The sequence below is a fragment of the Pengzhenrongella sicca genome (assembly GCF_017569225.1).
GTDB lineage: Bacteria > Actinomycetota > Actinomycetes > Actinomycetales > Cellulomonadaceae > Pengzhenrongella > Pengzhenrongella sicca.
Window position 1 is genome coordinate 3,012,830 of sequence record NZ_CP071868.1, and the last position, 21,909, is coordinate 3,034,738.

At 71.7% G+C, this 21,909-nt stretch carries 19 protein-coding genes, 2 tRNA genes and 1 riboswitch; of the genes, 10 read left to right on the plus strand and 11 right to left on the minus strand.

The window, feature by feature from the left end; all coding sequences use genetic code 11:
* The first annotated feature begins 277 nt into the window (after positions 1-277).
* The gene (gene aceE, locus J4E96_RS13835; protein WP_227422678.1) at positions 278-3,022 is read left to right on the plus strand and encodes a pyruvate dehydrogenase (acetyl-transferring), homodimeric type; all 2,745 of its coding nucleotides are present in this window, start codon (positions 278-280) and stop codon (positions 3,020-3,022) included.
* A gap of 86 nt (positions 3,023-3,108) precedes the next feature.
* Here aceE and J4E96_RS13840 read toward each other — a convergent pair whose 3' ends face one another.
* Complete coding sequence (locus J4E96_RS13840) at positions 3,109-3,669, minus strand: hypothetical protein (protein WP_227422679.1); 561 nt, start codon at positions 3,667-3,669, stop codon at positions 3,109-3,111.
* A 250-nt stretch (positions 3,670-3,919) separates the two neighbouring features.
* Between J4E96_RS13840 and J4E96_RS13845 the strand changes: the two genes are divergently transcribed.
* The 5 genes from J4E96_RS13845 to J4E96_RS13865 all read left to right on the plus strand — a co-directional run bounded on the left by J4E96_RS13845 (position 3,920) and on the right by J4E96_RS13865 (position 8,808).
* Positions 3,920-5,086, plus strand: a complete 1,167-nt coding sequence (locus J4E96_RS13845; protein WP_227422680.1) for a PucR family transcriptional regulator — start codon at positions 3,920-3,922, stop codon at positions 5,084-5,086.
* Between the two features lie 102 nt (positions 5,087-5,188).
* Positions 5,189-6,154: an ACP S-malonyltransferase gene (locus J4E96_RS13850; protein WP_227422681.1), complete on the plus strand. Its 966-nt coding sequence runs from the start codon at positions 5,189-5,191 to the stop codon at positions 6,152-6,154.
* Positions 6,151-7,155 (plus strand): beta-ketoacyl-ACP synthase III, encoded by a 1,005-nt coding sequence (locus tag J4E96_RS13855; RefSeq protein ID WP_227422682.1) that lies wholly within the window; start codon positions 6,151-6,153, stop codon positions 7,153-7,155. The genes J4E96_RS13850 and J4E96_RS13855 overlap by 4 nt, the downstream gene beginning before the upstream one ends.
* Positions 7,156-7,206: 51 nt before the next feature.
* Positions 7,207-7,458 (plus strand): acyl carrier protein, encoded by a 252-nt coding sequence (locus J4E96_RS13860; protein ID WP_227422683.1) that lies wholly within the window; start codon positions 7,207-7,209, stop codon positions 7,456-7,458.
* 105 nt (positions 7,459-7,563) lie between these two features.
* Positions 7,564-8,808 carry a beta-ketoacyl-[acyl-carrier-protein] synthase family protein gene (locus tag J4E96_RS13865; RefSeq protein WP_227422684.1) on the plus strand — a complete coding sequence of 415 codons (1,245 nt, stop codon included), beginning with the start codon at positions 7,564-7,566 and terminating at the stop codon, positions 8,806-8,808.
* 88 nt (positions 8,809-8,896) lie between these two features.
* Here J4E96_RS13865 and J4E96_RS13870 read toward each other — a convergent pair whose 3' ends face one another.
* The 4 genes from J4E96_RS13870 to J4E96_RS13885 all read right to left on the minus strand — a co-directional run bounded on the left by J4E96_RS13870 (position 8,897) and on the right by J4E96_RS13885 (position 10,959).
* Positions 8,897-9,397, minus strand: coding sequence for a DUF3145 domain-containing protein (locus J4E96_RS13870; RefSeq protein ID WP_227422685.1), 501 nt, complete (start codon positions 9,395-9,397; stop codon positions 8,897-8,899).
* A 116-nt stretch (positions 9,398-9,513) separates the two neighbouring features.
* Positions 9,514-9,999 carry a peptide deformylase gene (def, locus tag J4E96_RS13875; protein WP_227422686.1) on the minus strand — a complete coding sequence of 162 codons (486 nt, stop codon included), beginning with the start codon at positions 9,997-9,999 and terminating at the stop codon, positions 9,514-9,516.
* Between the two features lie 137 nt (positions 10,000-10,136).
* Positions 10,137-10,379 (minus strand): BldC family transcriptional regulator, encoded by a 243-nt coding sequence (locus J4E96_RS13880; protein WP_227422687.1) that lies wholly within the window; start codon positions 10,377-10,379, stop codon positions 10,137-10,139.
* Between the two features lie 18 nt (positions 10,380-10,397).
* A riboswitch (cyclic di-GMP riboswitch) is annotated at positions 10,398-10,473 on the minus strand.
* 412 nt (positions 10,474-10,885) lie between these two features.
* Positions 10,886-10,959 (minus strand) — tRNA-Ile (locus J4E96_RS13885).
* An 80-nt stretch (positions 10,960-11,039) separates the two neighbouring features.
* On the opposite strand from J4E96_RS13885, the gene J4E96_RS13890 reads away from it, so the two are divergent.
* From J4E96_RS13890 to J4E96_RS13905, 4 genes are all read left to right on the plus strand, one after another.
* Positions 11,040-11,549 (plus strand): hypothetical protein, encoded by a 510-nt coding sequence (locus tag J4E96_RS13890; RefSeq protein ID WP_227422688.1) that lies wholly within the window; start codon positions 11,040-11,042, stop codon positions 11,547-11,549.
* A 23-nt stretch (positions 11,550-11,572) separates the two neighbouring features.
* Positions 11,573-11,645: transfer RNA gene (locus J4E96_RS13895), tRNA-Asn, on the plus strand.
* 445 nt (positions 11,646-12,090) lie between these two features.
* Positions 12,091-12,462 carry a hypothetical protein gene (locus J4E96_RS13900; RefSeq protein WP_227422689.1) on the plus strand — a complete coding sequence of 124 codons (372 nt, stop codon included), beginning with the start codon at positions 12,091-12,093 and terminating at the stop codon, positions 12,460-12,462.
* Between the two features lie 10 nt (positions 12,463-12,472).
* Positions 12,473-12,715, plus strand: a complete 243-nt coding sequence (locus tag J4E96_RS13905) for a hypothetical protein (RefSeq protein WP_227422690.1) — start codon at positions 12,473-12,475, stop codon at positions 12,713-12,715.
* A 518-nt stretch (positions 12,716-13,233) separates the two neighbouring features.
* Here the strand turns inward: J4E96_RS13905 and J4E96_RS13910 are convergent.
* The 6 genes from J4E96_RS13910 to J4E96_RS13935 form a co-directional block, all read right to left on the minus strand.
* A complete protein-coding gene (locus J4E96_RS13910) occupies positions 13,234-14,367 on the minus strand; it encodes an ATP-dependent 6-phosphofructokinase (protein ID WP_227422691.1) in 1,134 nt (377 codons plus the stop codon).
* 120 nt (positions 14,368-14,487) lie between these two features.
* Positions 14,488-16,488: a DNA primase gene (dnaG, locus tag J4E96_RS13915; protein WP_227422692.1), complete on the minus strand. Its 2,001-nt coding sequence runs from the start codon at positions 16,486-16,488 to the stop codon at positions 14,488-14,490.
* An 80-nt stretch (positions 16,489-16,568) separates the two neighbouring features.
* Positions 16,569-17,861, minus strand: a complete 1,293-nt coding sequence (locus J4E96_RS13920) for a deoxyguanosinetriphosphate triphosphohydrolase (RefSeq protein ID WP_227425764.1) — start codon at positions 17,859-17,861, stop codon at positions 16,569-16,571.
* Between the two features lie 127 nt (positions 17,862-17,988).
* Complete coding sequence (locus J4E96_RS13925) at positions 17,989-18,891, minus strand: sugar ABC transporter permease (protein WP_227422693.1); 903 nt, start codon at positions 18,889-18,891, stop codon at positions 17,989-17,991.
* A gap of 1 nt (position 18,892) precedes the next feature.
* A complete protein-coding gene (locus J4E96_RS13930; RefSeq protein WP_227422694.1) occupies positions 18,893-20,542 on the minus strand; it encodes an ABC transporter permease subunit in 1,650 nt (549 codons plus the stop codon).
* A gap of 121 nt (positions 20,543-20,663) precedes the next feature.
* A complete protein-coding gene (locus J4E96_RS13935) occupies positions 20,664-21,899 on the minus strand; it encodes a sugar ABC transporter substrate-binding protein (RefSeq protein ID WP_227422695.1) in 1,236 nt (411 codons plus the stop codon).
* Positions 21,900-21,909: the final 10 nt, after the last annotated feature.

The following is a 21,909-nucleotide window of genomic DNA, read 5'->3' on the forward strand; positions in this document are numbered from 1 at the left end:
CCGTTCCCTTCTGATCGACAAAGGCCCACAACGGGCCCGAACACTGTGGGCACACGCTAGCCCACACCGCGCCGGGGCGGTGTGGCAAGAGCAACAGCGAGGCGATGTCACCGACGTCACGCCGGATTGGCGCGCTCACGTGTGACTTTCGTCCCCCCAGCGCTAGAGAATAGGAGCACTACCGACCCGCGGGGGGCTCACTGCCCCGCAACGGATCGGTCCGAGGCTGCAGCGGGGCGCAATGGCCGCCGCCGCAGACGACATGCAAGGAGCGATGGTGGCTTCGATCGACGAGACTGGACCGCTGATCAACGGTCTGCTGAGCCAGGTGGACGACATCGACCCGTCCGAGACGGGCGAGTGGATCGAGTCCCTGGACGGGCTGATTGATGGGCGCGGCGGTCCGCGCGCCCGGTACGTCCTGCTGAACCTGCTCAAACGTGCGCGCGAGCGCAGCGTGGCGATCCCGACCTCGGTCTCGACGCCGTACGTCAACACGATCGGCGTGCACGAGGAGCCGTACTTCCCGGGCGACGAGGCCCTGGAGCGTCGCTATCGCTCGTGGATCCGGTGGAACGCCGCGGTCATGGTCACGCGCGCGCAGCGGCCGGGCATCGGCGTCGGCGGCCACATCTCCTCGTACGCGTCCGTCGCGACGCTGTACGAGGTCGGCATGAACCACTTCTTCCGCGGGAAGGACCACCCTGGCGGCGGCGACCACGTCTACTTCCAGGGCCACGCCTCCCCCGGCGTGTACGCGCGGGCGTTCCTCGAGGGCCGGCTGACCGAGCACCAGCTCGACGGCTTCCGCCAGGAGCTGTCCCACCCCGGCGGCGGTATGCCGTCCTACCCGCACCCGCGCCTGATGCCCGACTTCTGGGAGTTCCCGACCGTCTCGATGGGCCTCGGCCCGGCATCGGCGATCTACCAGGCGTGGACCAACCGGTACCTGCACAACCGCAAGATCAAGGACACCTCCGCCCAGCACGTGTGGGCGTTCCTGGGCGACGGCGAGATGGACGAGCCGGAGAGCCGCGGCATGCTCCAGCACGCCGCGCAGCAGGGCCTGGACAACCTCACGTTCGTCGTGAACTGCAACCTGCAGCGCCTCGACGGACCGGTCCGCGGCAACGGCAAGATCATCCAGGAGCTCGAGGCGCAGTTCCGCGGCGCAGGCTGGAACGTCATCAAGGTGGTGTGGGGCCGCGGCTGGGACAAGCTGCTCAACGCCGACAAGGACCGCGCGCTGGTCAACCTGATGAACAACACCCCCGACGGCGACTTCCAGACCTTCAAGGCCAACGACGGCGCATTCGTGCGGGAGAACTTCTTCGGGCGCGACCCGCGCACCAAGCAGCTCGTCGAGTCCATGACGGACGACGAGATCTGGGAGCTCAAGCGCGGCGGCCACGACTACCGCAAGATCTACGCCGCGTACACGGCCGCGATGAACCACACCGGGCAGCCGACGGTCATCCTCGCGCACACGATCAAGGGCTACGGCCTGGGCTCCGGCTTCGCCGGGCGCAACTCGACGCACCAGATGAAGAAGCTCAAGTCGGACGACCTGAAGGCGCTGCGCGACTCGCTGCGCATCCCGGTCACGGACGAGCAGATCGAGGCGAACCCGTACGAGCCGCCGTACTTCAACCCCGGCGCCGACTCCCCCGAGATCCAGTACATGCTCGAGCGCCGCCGCGCGCTCGGCGGCTTCGTGCCCGAGCGCCGGACCACCCACGCCCCGGTCACGCTCCCGCCGGCGAAGACGTACGACCTGCTCGCGAAGGGGTCGGGGCACCAGGAGGTCGCCACGACGATGGCCCTCGTGCGGCTGTTCAAGGACCTCGTCAAGGACAAGGACTTCGGCCACCGGATCGTGCCGATCATCCCGGACGAGGCCCGCACCTTCGGCCTCGACGCGATCTTCCCGAGCGCGAAGATCTTCAACACCCTGGGCCAGCACTACCTCGCGGTCGACCGCGAGATGATGCTGTCCTACAAGGAGTCCGAGGCCGGGCAGATCATGCACACCGGCATCAACGAGGCCGGCTCCGCGGCGGCGTTCCAGGCCGTCGGCACCTCCTACGCCACCCACGGCGAGGTGCTGGTCCCGTTCTACTTCTACTACTCGATGTTCGGGTTCCAGCGCACCGGCGACCAGTTCTGGGCCGCGGGCGACCAGATGACGCGCGGGTTCCTCATCGGCGCGACCGCGGGGCGCACCACGCTCACCGGCGAGGGTCTGCAGCACGCCGACGGCCACTCGCCGCTGCTCGCCGGCACGATGCCGCACGTCGTGCACTACGACCCGGCGTACGGCTACGAGATCCGGCACATCGTGCGCGACGGGCTCGAGCGCATGTACGGCCGCGAAGACCAGCGGGACTCGGACGTCATCTACTACCTGACGGTGTACAACGAGCCGATGCTCCAGCCGGCCGAACCGGAGGACGTGGACGTCGACGGGATCCTGCGGGGCATCCACCTCATCTCCCCGGCCGAGGGCGACGGGCCGCGCGCCCAGATCCTCGCCTCGGGCGTGGCGATCCTGTGGGCGAAGGAGGCGCAGAAGCTGCTCGCCGAGGACTGGGGCGTGCGCGCCGCGGTCTGGTCGGTGACCAGCTGGAACGAGCTGCGCCGCGACGGCCTCGCGGCGGAGGAGCAGGCGTTCCTGCACCCCGGCGAGGAGCCGCGCGTCGCGTACCTCACCCAGAAGCTCGCGGGCGCCGAGGGTCCGTTCGTCGCGACGACGGACTTCGACCACCTCGTACCGGACCAGGTGCGGCAGTGGATCCCTGGCACGTACGCGACGCTCGGCGCCGACGGGTTCGGGTTCTCCGACACCCGGCCGGCGGCGCGGCGGCACTTCAAGATCGACGGCCCGTCGACCGCGGTGCGCGTGCTCCAGCAGCTCGCGCGCGAGGGCAAGGTCGCGGCGGACGCTCCGGCGCAGGCGATCGAGCGGTACCGGCTGTACGACGTCACCGCCGGAACCTCGGGCAGCGCGGGCGGGGACTCCTGACCGCGCCCGCCCGGCGCTGAGCCGCGCATGACGAAGGGCCCCGACGCTGTGCGTCGGGGCCCTTCGTCATGGGAAACGCGGTGCGGTCAGGTGCCGGCGATCTGCTGCTCGGCCTGCGCGACGGCGTGCGTGAGGTCGGCGCGCATCCCCGCGATCGCGGCCTGGTCGGGGAAGAGGTCGAGGGTCCGCAGGTGCTGCTTCGCCTCGAGCGGCCGGCCGGCCTCGATCGCGGCGAGGACGAGGTGACGCCCGACCTCGGGCGTCTGCTCCCGCGGCCGCCAGTGCCCGATGCCGAGCCCGAGCGCCTCGCCCGGCTGACCGGCGTCGCGCAGCACGGCGAGCCCGCCGGCGAGCGCCTCGCCCGACGGGTCGCGCTCGGCCGCCGTCGCGAGCCGTCGCAGCGTGCCCTCGTGGTCGTCGTTGGCGGACAGTCGCGCGAGCTCGACCAGCGGGTACCACGCCCGGGGGTGACCGGCGAGCTCCTCGGCGAGGGACCAGACCGCGAGGTCCGCGGCGCGCTGGCGCTCGACCGCGTCGGCCGGGGCCGTCAGCGGATCGCTGTCGGGTCCGGTGCCGGCGGCGCGGCGGGACACGATCTCGGCGAGCGCCTGAAAGGCGCGCACATTGTTGGGGTCGTCGCTCAACATCGAGCGCAACGCATCTTCGTGCAGCGTGTCGCCGCGGCGGGCAGTCTTCGTCGGTCGACGTGCGCCGACCTTCGATGCGGACGACGGACGCCGCATCAATTGACGCAATCGAGGTAGCAAAGCCATGACAGGACCATAGCCGAGTGACTGTGTTCGCACGCGCCCACGGCCGGGCCGCGGACCGCACCTCCCCGTAGCCGGGCTCCCGATGTTTGTCGACTCCCTACAACTGCCCCCGTATGCTCCGAGCATGACCGCCGTGCCCTCCAGCTCCGAGACGGACACCCTGCGCCGGCTGCGCGACGGGAGCGACATCCTCAACGCGGCCGCGATGCGGCGCCTCGACGACGAGCTCCAGTGGTACCGGATCCTGCCAGCCGAGCACCGGTCCTGGGTCGGGCTCGTGGCCCAGGCCGGCATCGACGCGTTCGTCACCTGGTACGCGCAGCCGACCGCGACGCCGCACGGCGTCAGCGAGATCTTCGCGGGCGCGCCGCCCGAGCTCACGCGATCCATCTCGTTGCAGCACACCCTGCAGCTCGTGCGCGTCATCGTCGACGTCGTGGAGGCCCACAGCGACGAGCTCGCCGCGCCGGGGACCGAGCGCGACCTGCGCGAGGCCGTGCTGCGGTACTCCCGGGAGGTCGCGTTCTCCGCCGCCGAGGTCTATGCCCGCGCCGCCGAGGTGCGCGGCGCGTGGGACGCCCGACTCGAGGCGCTCGTCGTGGACGCGCTCACGCGCGGCGAGGCCGACGAGAGCATCGGCTCGCGCGTCGCGGCGCTCGGCTGGAGCGGCCGCGGCTCGACCCTGGTGATGGTCGGCTCGTCCGGCACCCCCGTGGACGACGTGCGCGCGGCCGACCTGCGCCGCGCCACCCGCCGGGTCGCCGACGACGCGCTCGTGGGCATCCAGGGCGATCGCCTCGTCGTCTTCCTGGGCGGCACGGGCGACCTGCACGCAGCCGCCGCGACCCTGCTGTCCCGCTTCGGGCCCGGGCCGGTCGTGATCGGCCCCACGGTCGACGGGCTCGCCGACTCCGCGCGCTCGGCCCGCGCCGCGCTGGCCGGCCTCGTGGCGGCGCCCGCGTGGGCGCAGGCGCCCCGGCCCGTCGCCGCCGACGACCTCCTGCCCGAACGGGTGCTCACCGGCGACGTCACCGCGCGGCGGGCGCTCGTGGAGCAGGCGTACCGGCCCCTCCAGGCGAGCACCGGCGCGCTGCTCGAGACGCTGTCGGCGTACCTCGGCGGGGGCCGCTCGCTCGAGGCCGCGGCGCGCCTGCTCTACGTGCACCCGAACACCGTGCGCTATCGCCTGCGCAAGGTTGCCGAGCTCACGGGGTGGGACCCGCTCAGTCCGCGGGAGTCCTACGTGCTGCAGACGGCACTGGCGCTCGGGCGGCTCGACGACGCGTCCTGAGGGGCGCCAGCGCTCAGATTGTAGACATCGCACAAAGCCATTCCGGATAGTTGGTGCGGGTCGTGCGCCGGTGCACGGGCGAGCATTGGGCACAGTGGACGGGTGCTTGTCGTCGTCTGTCCCGGTCAGGGTGCCCAGTCACCCGGCATGCTTGCGCCCTGGCTCGACCTGGCGGGTGTTGCCGACCGCCTCGCGGGCTACAGCGACATCGTCGGGATGGACCTGGTCGCCCACGGCACGACCTCCGACGCGCCGACCATCCGGGACACCGCGGTGGCACAGCCGCTGCTCGTCGCGACCGCGCTCGCGACCTTCCACGCGCTCTTCGACTCGGGCGTGCTCGCCATCGACGCCGTCGCGGGGCACTCCGTCGGAGAGCTCGGCGCCGCGGCGATCGCCGGCGTGCTCACCGAGCGCGAGGCGCTCGAGCTCGTGGCGGTGCGCGGGGCCGCGATGGCCCGCGCCGCAGCCGCCGCCCCCACGGGCATGAGCGCGCTGCTCGGCGGCGACCCCACCGAGGTGCTCGCCCGCCTGGCCGAGCTCGGGCTGACCCCGGCGAACGTCAACGGCGGCGGCCAGGTCGTGGCCGCCGGCTCCCTCACCGCCCTCGCTGCGCTGAGCGCCGCCCCGCCCGCCCGCACCCGCGTCATCCCGCTGCAGGTCGCGGGCGCGTTCCACACCACCACCATGGCGCCCGCGGTCGCGGAGCTCGCCGCGAAGGCGGCCACCATCACGCCGGCCGACGCGCGGCTCCCGCTGCTCCTCAATGCCGACGGCGCCGTCGTCACGGCCGGGACCGACGCGCTGAAGCGGCTCGTGGCGCAGGTCGCGAACCCCGTGCGCTGGGACCTGTGCCAGCAGGCGATGCAGGCCCTGGGCGTGACCGCCCTGCTCGAGCTGGCACCCGCCGGTGTCCTCACCGGGCTCGCCAGGCGTACCCTGCCTGGGGTGGAAACGGTGGCAGTCAAGGCGCCTGGCGATCTCGACGCCGCCCGTGACCTCGTCCGCCGTCACGGCGGCCACCCCGCAGCCCTGACCTCCCCCGACCTTCAGGAGAACCCGTCGTGACTCGTGCGACCCTGACCCAGGCGACCGGACCGGCCCATGCCCGCATCCTCGGCATCGGCGCTGCTCGCGGCGAGCTGACGGTCACGAACGACGACCTCGCGGGGCCGATCGACTCCTCCGACGAGTGGATCCGCAAGCGCACCGGCATCATCACGCGCCGGCGCGCGGCGCCCGGCACCGGGGTGCTCGACCTGGCAGAGATCGCCGCGAACGCCGCGCTGAAGAACGCAGGCCTGACGGGCGCCGACATCGACGCCGTGATCGTCTCGACCACGACCCACTTCCTGCAGACCCCGGCCGCGGCCGTGTTCATCGCCGATCGCATCGGAGCGACCCCTGCGGCCGCCTTCGACGTCTCGGCAGCCTGCGCCGGCTACTGCTACTGCATCGGACACGCCGACGCGCTCGTGCGGTCCGGCGCGGCCCGGAACGTGCTCGTGATCGGCGCCGAGAAGATGAGCGACATCATCGACCCGACCGACCGGACGATCTCGTTCCTGCTCGGCGACGGCGCCGGCGCGGTCGTCGTCGGCCCCTCCGACACCCCCGGCATCGGCCCGACCGTGTGGGGCTCGGACGGCTCGCAGACCAACGCGATCCGCCAGACGCACTCGTTCCTCGACATCCGGGACCACGGCGCCGGCTGGCCGACGCTGCGCCAGGAGGGCCAGAGCGTGTTCAAGTGGGCCGTCTGGCAGATGGCGCCGGTCGCGCAGAAGGCGATGGACGCCGCGGGCGTCGGCCCGGACGACATCGAGGCCTTCATCCCCCACCAGGCGAACATGCGGATCATCGACCAGATGATCAAGGAGCTCAAGCTGCCCGACTCCGTCGTGGTGGCCCGGGACATCGCCGACACCGGCAACACGTCCTCCGCCTCCATCCCCCTCGCCACCGACCGCCTGCTTTCCGAGGGCCAGGTCAGCAGCGGCGCCTTGGCCCTGCAGATCGGTTTCGGCGCGGGCCTCGTCTACGCGGCGCAGGTCGTCGTGCTGCCCTGAGACAATTCACCGACAGAGCGTGACCCGCACCAACGACCCTAGGAGATAAAGATGGCGTTCAGCGAGCAGGAGATCCTGGCCGGACTGGCCGAGATCGTCAGCGAGGAGACCGGGCTTCCGACGGACTCGGTCCTGCCCGAGAAGTCCTTCACCGACGACCTCGACATCGACTCGCTGTCGATGATGACGATCGTCACGCTCGCCGAGGAGAAGTTCGGCGTGCGCATCCCCGACGACGAGGTCAAGAACCTCTCGAGCGTGGCTGACGTCGTCAAGTTCATCGCGGGAGCCCAGGCGGCCTAGTTCGGCCACCGCTCCCCCCGCGGTCGGGCGCCCGCCGTCACTGGCGAGCGCCCGACCCGGCCCCGCACTTTCCCGACACCCGCCTCTTCGCCACCAGGAGTCGTCATGGCCAGCGCACCCGACGTCGTCATCACCGGACTCGGCGCCACCACCCCGCTCGGTGGGGACGTCGACAGCACGTGGAAGTCGGCCCTCGCCGGCCGCTCCGGCGTGCGGACCATGGACAACGACTGGGCCGTGAAGTACGAGATCCCGGTGGCCTTCGCGGGCACCCTCGCGGTGCCGGCGGCGGACATCCTTACCCGCCCCGAGACCCGCAAGATGGACCCGTCCGCGCAGTACGCGACGATCGCCGCGCGCGAGGCCTGGGCCCACGCCGGATCTCCCGACGTCGCGCCCGAGCGCCTCGGCGCCGTCGTCGGCTCCGGCATCGGCGGCGTGTGGACGATCCTCAGCGCGTGGGACACGATCCGGGAGAAGGGCGCCCGGCGCGCCCTGCCCATGACGGTCCCGATGCTCATGCCCAACTCCCCGGCCGCGAACATCTCGATCGAGTTCGGCGCCAAGGCCGGCGCGCACGCCCCGGTGTCCGCGTGCGCCTCCGGCGCCGAGGCCATCGCGTACGGCGCGCAGATGATCCGGTCCGGCCGCGCCGACGTCGTCATCGCCGGCGGCACCGAGGCCGCCGTGCACCCGATGCCGATCTCCTCGTTCGCCGCGATGAAGGCGCTGTCGACGCGCAACGACGACCCGGCCGGGGCCTCGCGGCCCTACGACGTCACCCGCGACGGCTTCGTGCTCGGCGAGGGCGCCGGCATCGTCATCCTCGAGAGCGCGGCCCACGCGGCCGCCCGCGGGGCCACCGTGCTCGCGCACGTCAGCGGATTCGGGATGACCTCGGACGCGCACCACATCGCCGCGCCCGAGCCGACCGGTGTCGGCCAGACCGGCGCGATGCGCACCGCGTTGGCCGATGCCGACCTGACGGCGCGCGACGTCGTGCACGTGAACGCCCACGCGACCTCGACACCCGTCGGGGACATGATCGAGGCCCGCGGCATCAGGTCCCTGTTCGGTGCGGACGCCGACCACGTGGTGCTGTCGGCGACCAAGTCGATGATGGGGCACCTGCTCGGCGCGGCCGGGGCGGTCGAGACCATCCTCACGGTGCTCGCGCTGCGCGACCACGTCGCGCCGCCGACGATCAACGTGACCCAGCCGGACCCGCAGCTCGACCTCGACCTGGTCCGCGACACGCCCCGCGCCTTGCCGGCCGGGCCGATCGCCGCGATCAACAACTCGTTCGGCTTCGGCGGGCACAACGTCGCCCTGGTCCTGACGAGCGCCTGAGCCGACCCCAGCGGGCCCCTGCGGCCCGCAACTCCCCTACTGCCTGGGCCCGCGCCGCCGCGCGGGTCCAGGCGCCTTCATGTGACCGTCAGCCGACGCGGTGCAGCCAGCGCACGGGCGCGCCGGCGCCGGCGTACCGGAACGGCTCCAGCTCGTCGTCCCAGGCCTGACCGAGCGCGAGGCCCAGCTCGGCGCGCAGGCGCGCGGAGTCCCGGCCGTGCTCGAGCGCGGCGCGGATCCGGTCCTCGGGGACGACGACGTTGCCGTGCACGTCCGTCGCGGCGTGGAAGATGCCGAGCTCGGGCGTGTGGCTCCAGCGCGCGCCGTCGGAGCCGTGACTGGCCTCCTCGGTCACCTCGTACCGCAGGTGGGCCCAGCCCCGCAGGCCGGACGTCAGCTGTGCCCCGGTGCCCTGCGGTCCCTGCCACGAGCGCTCGGCCCGGAACATGCCCGGCGCAGCGGGCTGCTCCGTCCAGTCCAGGGTCAGGCGTACGCCAAGTACCCCGCCGGCCGCCCACTCGATGTGAGGGCACAGTGCGCGGGGTGCGGAGTGCACAAAAAGTACACCGCGGGTGATGACACCAGCCATGTCGTTCCTCCAGACGGGTCGAGGTTCGTCTTCCCCAACGACCTCACCCCTACCAGGAGGCGCGCGCCCCGAGAGGCACGCTGCGGACCATCATGCCGCATCCGGTGCCGAGTCGGCTACAGCTGCTCGCGCATCGCCCGCATCGCCTTCTTGCGGACCGACCGCTCGAGCCGGTCGAGGTAGAGCATCCCGTCGAGGTGGTCGACCTCGTGCTGCAGGCAACGCGCCATGAGCTCGGTCCCCTCGACCGACACCTCGTGTCCGTCCAGGTCCGTGCCGACGACGCGGGCGTACCACGCGCGCTTGGTCGGGTACCAGAGGCCGGGAACCGACAGGCAGCCTTCGTCGCCGTCCTGGTAGTCATCCGAGAGCTCGACGATCGTCGGGTTGAGGACGTACCCGACCTCGTCGTCGATGTTCCAGGAGAACGCCCGGAGGCTGACGCCGATCTGATTGGCGGCCAGCCCGGCCCGGCCCTCCTGATCGACCGTCTCGAGCAGGTCCTCCACGAGCGACCGGGCGCGCGCGTCGATCGCGGTCACGGGCTCGCAGGGGGTGCGCAGCACCGGGTCGCCGACCGTGCGGATCTCTCGAATTGCCATGCGGTGATTCTCCCATGACGCGGGTCGCCCCCGTGGCAGCGCTGCTCCGGGAGCGATCACGGCAACGATCCACGCGGATCGGGCAGGTAACCCAGGGCGGCGGGGGCGGCCACTTGCCGCCCCCGCCGCCGGAGAGCTCAGACCTCGGAGTCGCGCTGCTCCGGCACGCCGAGAAGCAGCTGGCGGACCTCGCTCTCGTGGAACCGGCGGTGGCCCCCCAGGGTGCGGATCGCGGAGATCTTGCCGGCCTTGGCCCAGCGCGTCACGGTCTTGGGGTCGACCCGAAACATCGCCGCCACCTCCGACGGCGTCAGGAGCGCGGGCGCGGGCGCGGGCGCTTCAGCGGCCGCAGTGGGGCTGGACGTGGTGGGCGTCGACATGGTCGATATCCGATCTCTGTTGGTAGCCCGGCTCGCCGGTGAAGGCTCCGTGGCTTTGCGTCCCCGCCTTGCAACGGGTATGCCCTTTTCGCTGACGCGGACATGATGCGCGCAACTGGACATTTGTGCAAGAAGACAGTGAGTTGGACATGACACGTTTGATCACCACAAGTCGGGACCTGCCGGGCGCCCGATGGGCGTCCCTGCGCGCCCCTGCTGCCTGTTCTGCACTGCACAGTTGGCCCATTTGGCCTTAACATGCGGCTAACGTCCAGGCGCGAGCAGGACGTGTGGGCGCGGGTCCACAGCGAAGACGGGCGCCTCGCCCTGTGCAGGCGAGGCGCCCGGTCTCGTTCGAGTGAAAAAGCCGTCCGAGAATTCCCCCGAATGCGCGCACACAGGTCCCCGCTGAGCGGGAAAAGCACCGCCGCGCCTGGTGAGTGAGTTCGCCCGGGTGCAGCAGCGCAGACCCAGGCGGCGATCCGGAACCGGACCTGAAAACCCTGTGGGGCAGGTGGGGCTTGAACCCACGACCGACGGATTATGAGTCCGCTGCTCTGACCGGCTGAGCTACTGCCCCGTTGAGTGCCCAGGGTACCGGGGCGGGCTTCGCGGGCGGCGCACAAGCCGGACGCGGCGAGCGCCGCTTATCGTGGGGGCATGCCCCTGTTCACCCGACCGACCCCGCTGCCCCAGCGCGTGCGCGCGGCGCTCGAGCTCGAACGCGCCGACCGGGTGCTCGCTAGTGCCGAGCTCACCGACGGGTGGGCCGTCGCCTCCCGGCAGGCGCTGCACCTGAGCGACGACGCCGCCAGCGTGCGACGCCGGCCGTGGTCCGACGTCGACCACGCGAGCCTCGACCCCGAGACCCTCACACTGACCGTGGAGTGGGTCGACGGCACGACCGAGGACCTGCACCTGGCCGACGGCCGCCACCCCGCGTTCACCCGCACGCTGCGCGAGCGGGTGCAGTCCTCCGTCGTGCACACCGAAACCGTGTCCCTGCCGGGCGGGGCCCAGGCGCGGGTCGCACTGCGCCGCGGCCCGGACGGGGACCTGTTCTCCCAGGTCACCGGCCGCGGCACGGTCGACCTGACCGATCCGAGGGTCGCGGCGCTGGTCGATGCGGCCGAGGCGCGGGTCCGCAGCGCGGCGGGGCTACCCCGCTAGGGCTGATAGTGTTTTCCACGCAATCCCTCGTAGCTCAATTGGCAGAGCATCCGACTGTTAATCGGACGGTTATTGGTTCGAGTCCAATCGAGGGAGCAGCAAAAAGGGCGGTTGACCTGCGGAAACGCAGATCAGCCGCCCTTCGCTTTGCCCCTCCAGAGGGCCTCAGCCCGGAACCACCCCGCTTTCTCCGTAGCGGGCGGGTCGGTGTGCACCCTCGGTCCCGAAGCCCTGCGGGACGCTCGTGGCGCCCGGAGCCATCGCCGGAGCGGCAATGTACGACGTTTCAGTCGTGGACTGTCTGCTGTGTCCCGCGAAATACTGAGCCACCGCCGCACCGAGTTCTGCACTGACGAGCGTCGCCAACGTCGACCGCATCAACTTCCGTGCGACCCCCTCGTCCGGCGAGCCCTTGACGGCTGCTCGCCACGACGTGCCCACGTTGGCAGGCCACCGGTACAGACCGTTGCGGCTCGCGAACAACATCACAGTCGTGGACTCAACCCTCATCCGCATCAGAGTGGAGGGAGGCCGGGACGCCGTGGCTGACCAACTCGATCAGCGCCGTCATCGCCAGCCGCAACAGAGTCAACCCCGCTCGCTCAACCAAATCGAGATCAAGGGCGTCGCCGTCGCCGCCGCGGGCGTCGCGCTCGCAGCCGGGACCGTGACCTGCGAGGTTTACGCCAAGCGCTTCACGAAGATTCCGGGCGTGGGGACTCTGGTCAAGACTGCATGTGGCTATGTTGGCTTGACCAAGGTCGTCGGGTTGATGAAGTCAATCGCGGCGCACACCGCGGCCTACTACACGCACACGTGCTACCAGTACGGTTTCGGCGCGGGACAGATGTCCTGGAAGGTCGTCGGGACGAGCCAGTGCGTTTCCCCGGCGCAGTCGTGGCAGATCGCATGAGTCAAGAAAGGTGGATCTCGCATACCCGATGAGACCCGTATCGCCCGACATGTACGTGGGGCCGACGCCGTACCAGTTCCGATGGTGGGCCGACCTTGCGCCTGTCGCACTCGGATTTCTGGTCGCGATCATCTTCCCTGACGTGCCGATTCCTGTTGTGCTGGGTGCAATGGTGATCGTCTGGTTCGTCTACTGGCTGACGGTGACTCTGCGTGCCCGCCGGGCGCGCGCCCGGACGCTGATCACCGAGTGAGCGAGTGGAGAAGGCCCCGCCTCAGTGTGCTGAAGCAGGCGGGGCCTTCTCTCCTGTTTCGGGCGGGGGCAACTAGAGCCCGTGTTCGTGTTCTCGGGTTCTAGTACCGGGACCCGCTCCCTGCGCCCCAGCAGACCCACTTTGGGGCAATGCCGGACCTGCCGCCCGCCAAGGTCCACGTGGTCGTTCCCGAGCTGGTTGCCTACCTCGGGGACGACGCTCGTTGCGGCGCTCACCGGCGCCCACGACGTCGACGTCGTGCTCAGCTGGGTCGCGGGCGACTCCCCCGGCCCTGATTCGGCGCAGGAGGTGGCTTCGTGCGGCCCATGCGGTCTGGGCGCTCGTGGCCATTGCAGGAGGCGCGGACGTCACGCTCCCGGCGGGGGCCGATCCAGTTGTGGGCTAATGGCTGTGCGAACTACACGCCGCAGCCATTCCGACAACCCCCGAGCCGTCCGAATGGCCGACAATCGTGAGCAGCGATGTCATCGCGGTCAGGGCCTCTTGCTTTGTGGCGGTCAGTCGCCGAACCCGGTGCCGACCTTGCGGGCGGCCGCGATCCAGTCGTGCTCGGGCGGGACGATCTTGACCTTGCCCGCGACGTCGGCCAGCGGCACCGCCTCGGTCCCCTCGCCCCGGGCTGCGACCATGTAGCCGGACTCCCCCTGGGCGATCAGGTCTGCCGCCGCCGCGCCGAGGCGCGTCGCGAGCAGCCGGTCCGCCGCGCAGGGCGTCCCGCCGCGCTGCACGTAGCCGAGGATGGTCACGCGGGACTCGAGGCCGGTGGCGGCCTCCAGCTGCCGCGCGAGCCGGAACGTGTGCTCGCGCTGGCCGTCCTCGACGTTCGCCAGGTGCTGCTTCGCGGCCCGCGTCCCCTCCGAGGTCTTCGCGGCCTTGGCCAGGAGCTGGGCCGCCTGGTAATCGGCGGCGTCGTCGAGGTCGCGCGCGCCCTCGGCCACGGCGATGACGCTGAACGAGCTGCCGCGGGCGGTCCGCGCCTCGATCGTCTCGGCGACCTTCTGGACGCTGTACGGGATCTCGGGGATCAGGATGACGTCCGCTCCCCCGGCCAGCCCGGCGGCCAGCGCGAGCCACCCGGCGCGGTGGCCCATGATCTCGGTGAGGATGATCCGGTGATGGCTGTGCGCGGTGCTGTGGACGCGGTCGATCGCCTCGGTCGCGATCTCCGTCGCCGTCGCGAAGCCGAAGCTCGTGTCCGTCATCGCTATGTCGTTGTCGATCGTCTTCGGGAGCGTGAGCACGTTCAGGCCGGCGCGCTGCAGCCGGAGCGCGTTCTTCGCGGTGCCGCCCCCGCCGAGGAGGACGAGGCAGTCCAGCCCCTCCTTCTCGTAGTTCTCGATGACGGCCGGCACCATGTCCCGCACCTCGCCGTCGATCTGGATCCGGTGCACCTTGTCGCGGCTGGTGCCCAGGATCGTGCCGCCGATGGTGAGGATCCCCGACAGCGCCGCGCCGTCGAGCGGGATGTGCCGGTTGTGCACCAGGCCCGTGATCCCGTCGCGGAAGCCGATCAGCTCCATGCCGTAGTGGCCGATGGCCGTCTTGCCGAAACCGCGGATCGCGGCGTTCAGGCCGGGGCTGTCGCCGCCGGCGGTGAGGATCCCGACCTTGCGCTTCTTGGTACGAGCCATCAAGGGCCTCCATTTGGGCGGCGTGCGTGGGGGGAGTCGCGTGCGGGGCGTGGCGTGCGGGGGCGGGTTGAGGCGGACGACGCGGATCAGTCTGGCGCGCCGGCCCCGCGGCGCACCAGGTCAGCCTTCGGCACGCAGCGCGCGCCGGCGGCTCTCGCTCGCGATCAGCGCCGCGAACGCCGCCTGGTAGGCCTCGGGCTCGCGGTCGGGGTCCATGCGCTGCAGCCGGCCGCGGGAGTCCGCGATCTCGCGCGTCAGGCCCAGGTCGATGAGGGCGCCGACGACGCCGCGCACGTAGGTCTCGACCGACGCCGGCCGGTCCTCCGGCAGCGGCGTGACCGCGAGCTCCGTCACGAGCGACCGGACCGGCGCGGCGGCCTCGTCGCTGACCTTCTCGACCCACGCCGTCGCTCCCCCGGGGCCAGCGACGAGCTCGCGCGCGCTGGCCATGCCGCCCGCCGCCCGGATCGCCTCGTGCACGGCCCTGAAGGCGGGCACGGCGAACGCGTCGGCGCCGAGCGCATCGAACTCCGGGGGCACCAGGTGCGCCTGCTGCAGGGCAACCTCGAGCGTCTGGGCCTCCAGGCGCGCCACCGGGTCGCGCCGGTCGGGCAACGATCCGCCGCGAGCCATGGCGCCCGAGCCCGGGCGCTCGGGCTGGCCGCCGGCCCGCGAGCCCGACGCCGCGGCGTCGGCCCCGGGGCCCGCGTGGCGGCGCGTCGAAGAGCCGCCGGGCGCGCCCGAGCCCGAGCCCGGCGTCGACCGGCTCGCTGCCTGCACCTCGCGGCGCACCGTGTCCTGGTCCATCCCGATCCAGCCGGCGAGCATGCGAGCGTACTCGGGCCGCAGCCCGGCGTCGCGGATGCCGGCCACCACCGGCGCCGCCGCGCGCAGCGCGCCGACCCGGCCCTCGACGGTGTTGAGGTCGAACGAGGTGAGCGTCGTGCGGATCACGAACTCGAACAGCGGCGTGCGGCCCTCGACGAGCGCGCGCACGGCGTCGGGCCCGCGCGCCTGGCGCAGCTCGCACGGGTCCATGCCGCTCGGCTCGACCGCGACGAACGTCTGCGCCGAGAAGCTCTGGTCTTCGCCGAACGCGCGCATCGCGGCCTTCTGCCCGGCGGCGTCGCCGTCGAACGTGAAGATGATCTCGCCGCCGACGGACGCGCCCGAGGACAGCTGGATGCCCCCGACCCCCGACGCGTCGCCGATCAGCCGGCGCACGATCTTCGCGTGGTCGGACCCGAACGCGGTGCCGCAGGTGGCGACCGCCGTCGGCACGCCCGACAGGTGCGCCGCCATGACGTCGGTGTACCCCTCGACGACGACGACCTGGCGCGCCTTGGCGATCTCGCGCTTGGCCAGGTCGAGCCCGTAGAGCACGTGCGACTTCTTGTAGAGCGCAGTCTCGGGGGTGTTCAGGTACTTCGGGCCCTGGTCCTCGTCGAACAGCTTGCGCGCGCCGAAGCCGATAACGTCGCCCGTCACCTCGCGGATGGGCCACATGAGCCGCCCGCGGAAGCGGTCGTAGATGCCGCGGTTGCCCTGGCTCATCAGGCCCGACGCGACGAGCTCGGGCTCGGTGAAGCCGCGCCCGCGCAGGTGCTTGAGCAGCGTGTCCCAGCCCTGGGGGGCGAAGCCCATGCCGAACTGCTCGGCGTGCGAGCGCTCGAACCCGCGCTCGGACAGGAAGGCCCGGCCCGCGGCCGCGCCCGGCGAGGTCAGCTGCTCGGCGTAGAACTGGGCCGCGACGCCGTGCGCGTCGAGCAGGCGGCGGCGGCTCCCGGTGTCGACGCCGGAGCGCGGGCCGCCGCCCTCCTCGTACTGCAGCGTCAGGCCGATGCGGCTCGCCAGGTACTCGACGGCGTCGGTGAAGCTCAGTCCGTCGATCTTCTGCACGAACGAGATGACGTCGCCGCCCTCACCGCAGCCGAAGCAGTGCCATCGGCCGACCTGGGGGCGCACGTGGAAGGACGGGGACCGCTCGTCGTGGAACGGGCACAGGCCCTTCATCGACCCCACGCCCGCCGACTTGAGCGTGACGTGCGCGCCCACGATGTCTTCGATGGCGGCGCGTTCGCGGACCGTCTCCACGTCTTCCCGTCGGATCAGTCCAGCCACGGCGCGAGTCTAGGCGTCGGCGCCGACAGGCCGGACCCGCAGCGGGCGGACCGGGAACCGGCGGGCGGCGGGCGGCCGGCTCATCGCCGCGGCGGCGGGACCAGTCGCCCGTGCCACTCGGCCGCGCTCACATCGGTGAGCGACGCGACCTGATCGATGACCACCCGCAGGCGAGCGCCGTCGTCGGCGGCATCGGCCCAATCGGCCGCGAACGGCGTCTCGAGAGCGAGCGGCGAGCGCTCGGAGATGACCCGGACGAGGTCCAGGATGATCTCGCGCTGGCGCTGGTAAAGCGGCTCGTGCTCGCGGGGCGCCATGACGTACGTGACCGCGAGGCCCTTGAGCACGAGGATCTCGGCGAGCGTCCCGTGCGGAACGACGAGCGACGCCGCGTACCGCGTGAGCGGACCGGGCCCGTACCGAACGCGGGTGGCCTCCTCGGCCGCGCCGGCGAACCGGCCGATGAGCTGGCTCGTGGCGTCCTTGAGCCCGGCGAGGGCGGCGCGGGAGCCGTCGAACGACGGGCCCCACAGCCCGAGCGCGGTGAGTCGGTCCATCGCGGCGAGCAACCCGTCGGCGCTCACCTCGCGGCCGTACCAGGCGTGCACGAGGTCGACGACCCGCGCGCGCTCCTCGTCCCGCTCCAGCACCGCGAGGTCGAGCCGACCCCCGACGACGGCGTCCTCGACGTCGTGCACCGAGTACGAGATGTCGTCCGCGAGGTCCATCACGTGCGCCTCGAGGCACTGCCGACCGTCCGGCGCGCCCGCGCGCAACCACTCGAAGACCGGCTCGTCGTCGGCGTAGACCCCGAACTTCGGGTTGGCGCTGCCGTCGAGCCGGAGCGGGCCCGCGCCCGCGCGCCACGGGTACTTCACCGAGGCGTCGAGGCTCGCCCGGGTCAGGTTGAGGCCGACGGCGCGACCGTCCGGCGCGACGACCTTCGGTTCGAGGCGCGTGAGCAGGCGCAGCGTCTGCGCGTTGCCCTCGAAGCCGCCGATCTCCGCGCTCGCCTCGGCGAGCGCGCGCTCGCCGTTGTGGCCGAACGGCGGGTGGCCGAGGTCGTGCGCGAGGCAGGCGGTGTCGACGACGTCGGGGTCGCAGCCCAGCGCCTTGCCGAGCTCGCGGCCGACCTGCGCGACCTCGAGCGTGTGGGTCAGCCGGGTCCGGACGAAGTCGTCGCTCGACGGGCCGAGCACCTGCGTCTTCGCGCCGAGGCGGCGCAGCGCGGAGGAGTGCACGATGCGCGCGCGATCGCGCTCGAACGCGCTGCGGGCCCGGGACTTGGGCTCTTCGAGCACCCAGCGGGCGCGGTCGGCGGGCGAGTAGCCGAGCTCGACCGGGGCGGACGCGCGGGTGCTGGACTCGGTCACGCGCTGCGCGGGGCTCTCGGGGGGCACGAGCGCAACCCTAACCACGTTGGCAGCGCGGCCAATGCGACGTTCTGAGCCCCGACAAGGCTGGGCGGGCGCCACAACGCCGCACTCGGCGGCGGAGCGGTCAGCCCTTGACCGAGCCCGCGGTCAGGCCGCCGACGATGTACTTCTGCAGGAACAGGAACAGCAGGAGCACCGGGATCGCCGCGATGACCGCGCCCGCGGTGAACAGGCCCCAGTTGGCCTCGAGGAGCTGGGAGATCCACCCGTACAGCCCGACCGCGAGCGTCCAGTTGTCCTCCGACTGCAAGATGATCCGGGCGATGATGAACTCGCCGAAGCTCGCGATGAACGAGAGCAGCCCGACGACCGCCAGGATCGGCGCCACCAGCCGCAGGATGATCGTCCAGTAGATCTGCGCGTGCGTCGCGCCGTCGAGCTTGGCCGCCTCGTCGAGCTCGCGCGGGACCGTGTTGAAGAAGCCGTACATGAGGAACGTGTTCACCCCGAGCGCCCCGCCGAGGTACACGCAGATCAGGGCGAGCGTGCTGTTGAGCCCGAGAATCGGCACGACGTTCCCGAGCCCGAGCAGCAGCAGGAAGATCGACACGAACGCGAGCATCTGCGGGAACATCTGCACGATGAGCAGCGCCGTGAGCCCGAACCGGCGCCCGGTGAACCGGAACCGCGAGAACGCGTACGCCGCCGCGGCGCCCATGAGCACCGTGCCGACGGCCGTCGCGATCGCGATCACGAGGGTGTTGCCCATCCAGGTCCAGAACAGCGTGCCGTTCAGCGCGGTGTAGTTCGCCAGGCTCACGTCCGCGAACAGCTCGTTCGAGCCCGTGAGCGTGCCGGTCTCGCTGAGCGAGGCCGAGACGACGTAGACGATCGGGAAGCCCGCGTAGATCACGGCGGCGACGCCGACGACGTGCCGCCAGCCGATCTCGGCGAACCAGCGCCGGCGGCTCAGCGGCCGCTGCGACGTGACGACGGGGGGCGCGGTGCGCGCGGCGAGAGTCGCCATGTCAGTTGATCTCCTCGAGCTTGCGGGTCTGCCGGAACGCGAGCGCGGAGATCGTCCCGACGATCACGAAGATCACGATCGAGAGCGCGCTCGCGAGCCCGTAGTCCTTGGCGGCGTTGCCGTCGACCCCGGAGATCGAATAGACCATCGAGATCAGGATGTCGGTGTGCCCGAGCGGCACGGACGCGTCGGCGAACCGCGGCCCGCCGCCGGTGAGCATGTAGATGAGCGTGAAGTTGTTGAAGTTGAAGGCGAACGACGAGATCAGCAGCGGCGCGGTCGAGACCAGCAGCAGCGGCATGATGACCGACCGCCAGGTCCGGATCGGGCCGGCCCCGTCGAGCTTCGCGGCCTCCATGACGTCGCCGGGGATGGACTGCAGGGCCCCGGTGCAGATCAGGAACATGTACGGGAACCCGAGCCACAGGTTGACCCCGAGCACCGCGAGCTTGGCCAGCCACGGGTCGGTCAGCCAGCCGATCTCCGCCCCGCCGAGCAGCACCTGGTTGATGAACCCGAACCGGCGATTGAGCAGCCCCGACCACAGCAGTGCGGCCAGGAAGCCAGGGATGGCGTACGGCAGGATCATCAGCGTGCGGTAGATCCGGCGGAACCGGACCCGCTCGTCGTTGAACACCATCGCGAGGAAGAGCCCGAGCAGGAACGTCGAGACCACCGACAGGGCCGCGAACGCGATCGTCCAGGCGAAGATCTTCAGGAACGGCGACGCGTAGCGCGGGTCCGCGAACGCCTTGACGAAGTTGTCGAAGCCGACGACGACGCGCCAGCCCACCGCGAGCTGGTCCCCGTCCGCGGACTCGAACTGCCCGTCGTCATTCGGCCGGTAGACGGTCCCGGTCGTCGCGTCCGTCATCGTGTCCGCGTCGGCGTCGTAGTCCAGCGTCGAGATGAACACGTAGCCGCTGCGGGCGTCCTGGGTGCGGATCGACCCGTCGGAGGGGTCGCTCGAGACCGGGACCCGGAGGGTGGTCACGTCCTCCTGGCGCTGCAGGATCGCCTGCCGGTCGAGGATCTCGTACCCGGGCACGGCGGTGACGACGTCGTCGGTCGCGACGGCGTCGTCGACGGTCTCGAGCGGGGACTGCGCCCGCCCGACCCGGACGTCGCCGTCGGACGTGACGATCGCGAAGGCGAGCTCGTCGCCGTCGGCCAGCACCGTGAGCGGGTACGCGTCCGAGCCCTCGACGCGGCGTTCGTTCTGGATGAGCAGCGCCTCGATCGCGTCGGATTTCGTCGAGTTGTGGCCGTCGCCGTAGTTGGTGAACGCGACGAAGCCCGTGAACAGGACGACGAAGATCTGGTAGACGAGCAGGAACGCCAGGCCCGGCAGGATGTACTTCAGCGGCAGCGCGCGGCGGCTGAAGTACACGTAGTTCGCGGCGACGAGCAGCGCGACCATCGACCAGAGGATGCCGAAGGAGCCCTGCGCCCACGCCGCCAGCACGACGTAGCCGCCGAGCGCGTCGACGACCGCGAGCAGGACGAGCTTGAGCAGGTACCCCCGGGAGAAGTTCGTGGCGTGCGCGCCGTCGCGGCGCCCGAGCGAGCGGCGCGCGCGCCGGGTCGGGGGGACGGTCGGCGGCTGGGCGGGCGCGGGCGCGTCCGTCGGCGGCGACTGGGGGGAGCTCATCGGTACCTCCGTGCGGGGGGCCCGTCGGGCCAACCCTGCGTCGTGGTGGGTGCTGCCGAACGCCGGGCCGTGGCGCGCGGCCGATGCTCAGGCACCGGCCGCGCGCCACGGCGCGCGTGCGCTAGGACGCGTCGAGCTCGCCCTGGATGTCCGCGACCATCTTGTCCCAGGCGGCGGCGGGATCGGGCGACGCGCCGCTGATGATGCCGGCCTCGGTCACGCCCCAGTAGGACCAGACCGACCCCATCTCGGGGATGGACGGCATCGGGACGGCGTCTGCGCCGACGGCGCGGAAGCCGGCCGTGATCGGGTCGGCCGAGGCGGTGTCGGCCGCGGCGGTCAGCGCCGGCGGGCGGTCGCCCGCCTCGTACAGCGCGAGCTGGGCGTCCTCGGTCGACATTGAGTTGACCAGGAAGTCGTTAGCGAGGATGACGTTGTCGCTCTGCGCGTTCACGTAGAAGCCCGCGACGCCCACGAACGGCTGGGCGGGCTGCCCACCCGCGCTCGGGATCGGGTCGATCGCGAGGTCGAGGCCCGGGAAGCTCTCGAGCATCCACGGCCCGCCGATGATGTACGGCGACTCGCCCGCGGCGAACGCCGCGACCGCGATGTCGTACGTGATCGCGGTGTCGAGCACCTTGGCGGCGCTCTGCGCGGCGAGGAAGCTCGCGAAGCTCGTGCCCGCCTCGCCGCCGAGCGCGAGGTCGGCCGCGTACGAGCCGTCCTCGTTCTGAGTGAAGACCGGGGCGCCGAACGACGTCTGCAGCGGGTACATCGTGTACGGGTCGCCCTTTTCGCTGACCTGCAGCAGGATCGGGTACTTCGAGCCGGTGGCCTGCCCGGCGGCGACGGCGTCGGCCCAGGTGGCGGGCGCGGTGGCGGCCAGCGCGGTGTTGCGGATGAGCGCGATGTTCTCGACGGCGTACGGCAGGCCGTAGACCTGCCCGTCCTGGGTGAACGCCTCGATCGAGACGGGCTCGAACTCGCTCGCCTTGTCGCCGAGCTCGATGGGCGCGACGACGCCGTTGGACGTCATCTCGCCGAGCCAGTCGTGGGCGCCGACGGTGATGTCGGGGCCCTCGCCCGTCGGGACCTGCGCGAGGAAGTCCGCGCGGATGTCGTCGAAGTTCTTGAGCACGAGCTCGACGGTCGCGCCGGTCTCCTCCTCGAACGAGGCGGCGGCCGCCTCGACCGCGGGCTTGCGGGTCTCGTCGACCCAGATCGTGAGCGTGCCGCCGTCGGCGGCCTCGGTGGCCGCGCCGTCGGACGCGTCGTCGGACCCGGAGGTCGAGCCCGAGCAGGCGGCAAGGGCGAGCGAGGTGCCCAGCACAGCCGCGAATGTGATGCTTCGTCGCATCGTGGTCTCC

Coding starts and splice junctions, on each gene's coding strand:
- J4E96_RS13930 (WP_227422694.1), bottom strand. CDS start 20,542: ATGAGCTCCCCCCAGTCGCCGCCGACGGACGCGCCCGCGCCCGCCCAG.
- J4E96_RS13865 (WP_227422684.1), top strand. CDS start 7,564: ATGGCCAGCGCACCCGACGTCGTCATCACCGGACTCGGCGCCACCACC.
- J4E96_RS13880 (WP_227422687.1), bottom strand. CDS start 10,379: ATGTCGACGCCCACCACGTCCAGCCCCACTGCGGCCGCTGAAGCGCCC.
- J4E96_RS13840 (WP_227422679.1), bottom strand. CDS start 3,669: ATGTTGAGCGACGACCCCAACAATGTGCGCGCCTTTCAGGCGCTCGCC.
- J4E96_RS13870 (WP_227422685.1), bottom strand. CDS start 9,397: ATGGCTGGTGTCATCACCCGCGGTGTACTTTTTGTGCACTCCGCACCC.
- J4E96_RS13845 (WP_227422680.1), top strand. CDS start 3,920: ATGACCGCCGTGCCCTCCAGCTCCGAGACGGACACCCTGCGCCGGCTG.
- def (WP_227422686.1), bottom strand. CDS start 9,999: ATGGCAATTCGAGAGATCCGCACGGTCGGCGACCCGGTGCTGCGCACC.
- J4E96_RS13910 (WP_227422691.1), bottom strand. CDS start 14,367: ATGGCTCGTACCAAGAAGCGCAAGGTCGGGATCCTCACCGCCGGCGGC.
- J4E96_RS13935 (WP_227422695.1), bottom strand. CDS start 21,899: ATGCGACGAAGCATCACATTCGCGGCTGTGCTGGGCACCTCGCTCGCC.
- J4E96_RS13890 (WP_227422688.1), top strand. CDS start 11,040: ATGCCCCTGTTCACCCGACCGACCCCGCTGCCCCAGCGCGTGCGCGCG.
- J4E96_RS13860 (WP_227422683.1), top strand. CDS start 7,207: ATGGCGTTCAGCGAGCAGGAGATCCTGGCCGGACTGGCCGAGATCGTC.
- J4E96_RS13925 (WP_227422693.1), bottom strand. CDS start 18,891: ATGGCGACTCTCGCCGCGCGCACCGCGCCCCCCGTCGTCACGTCGCAG.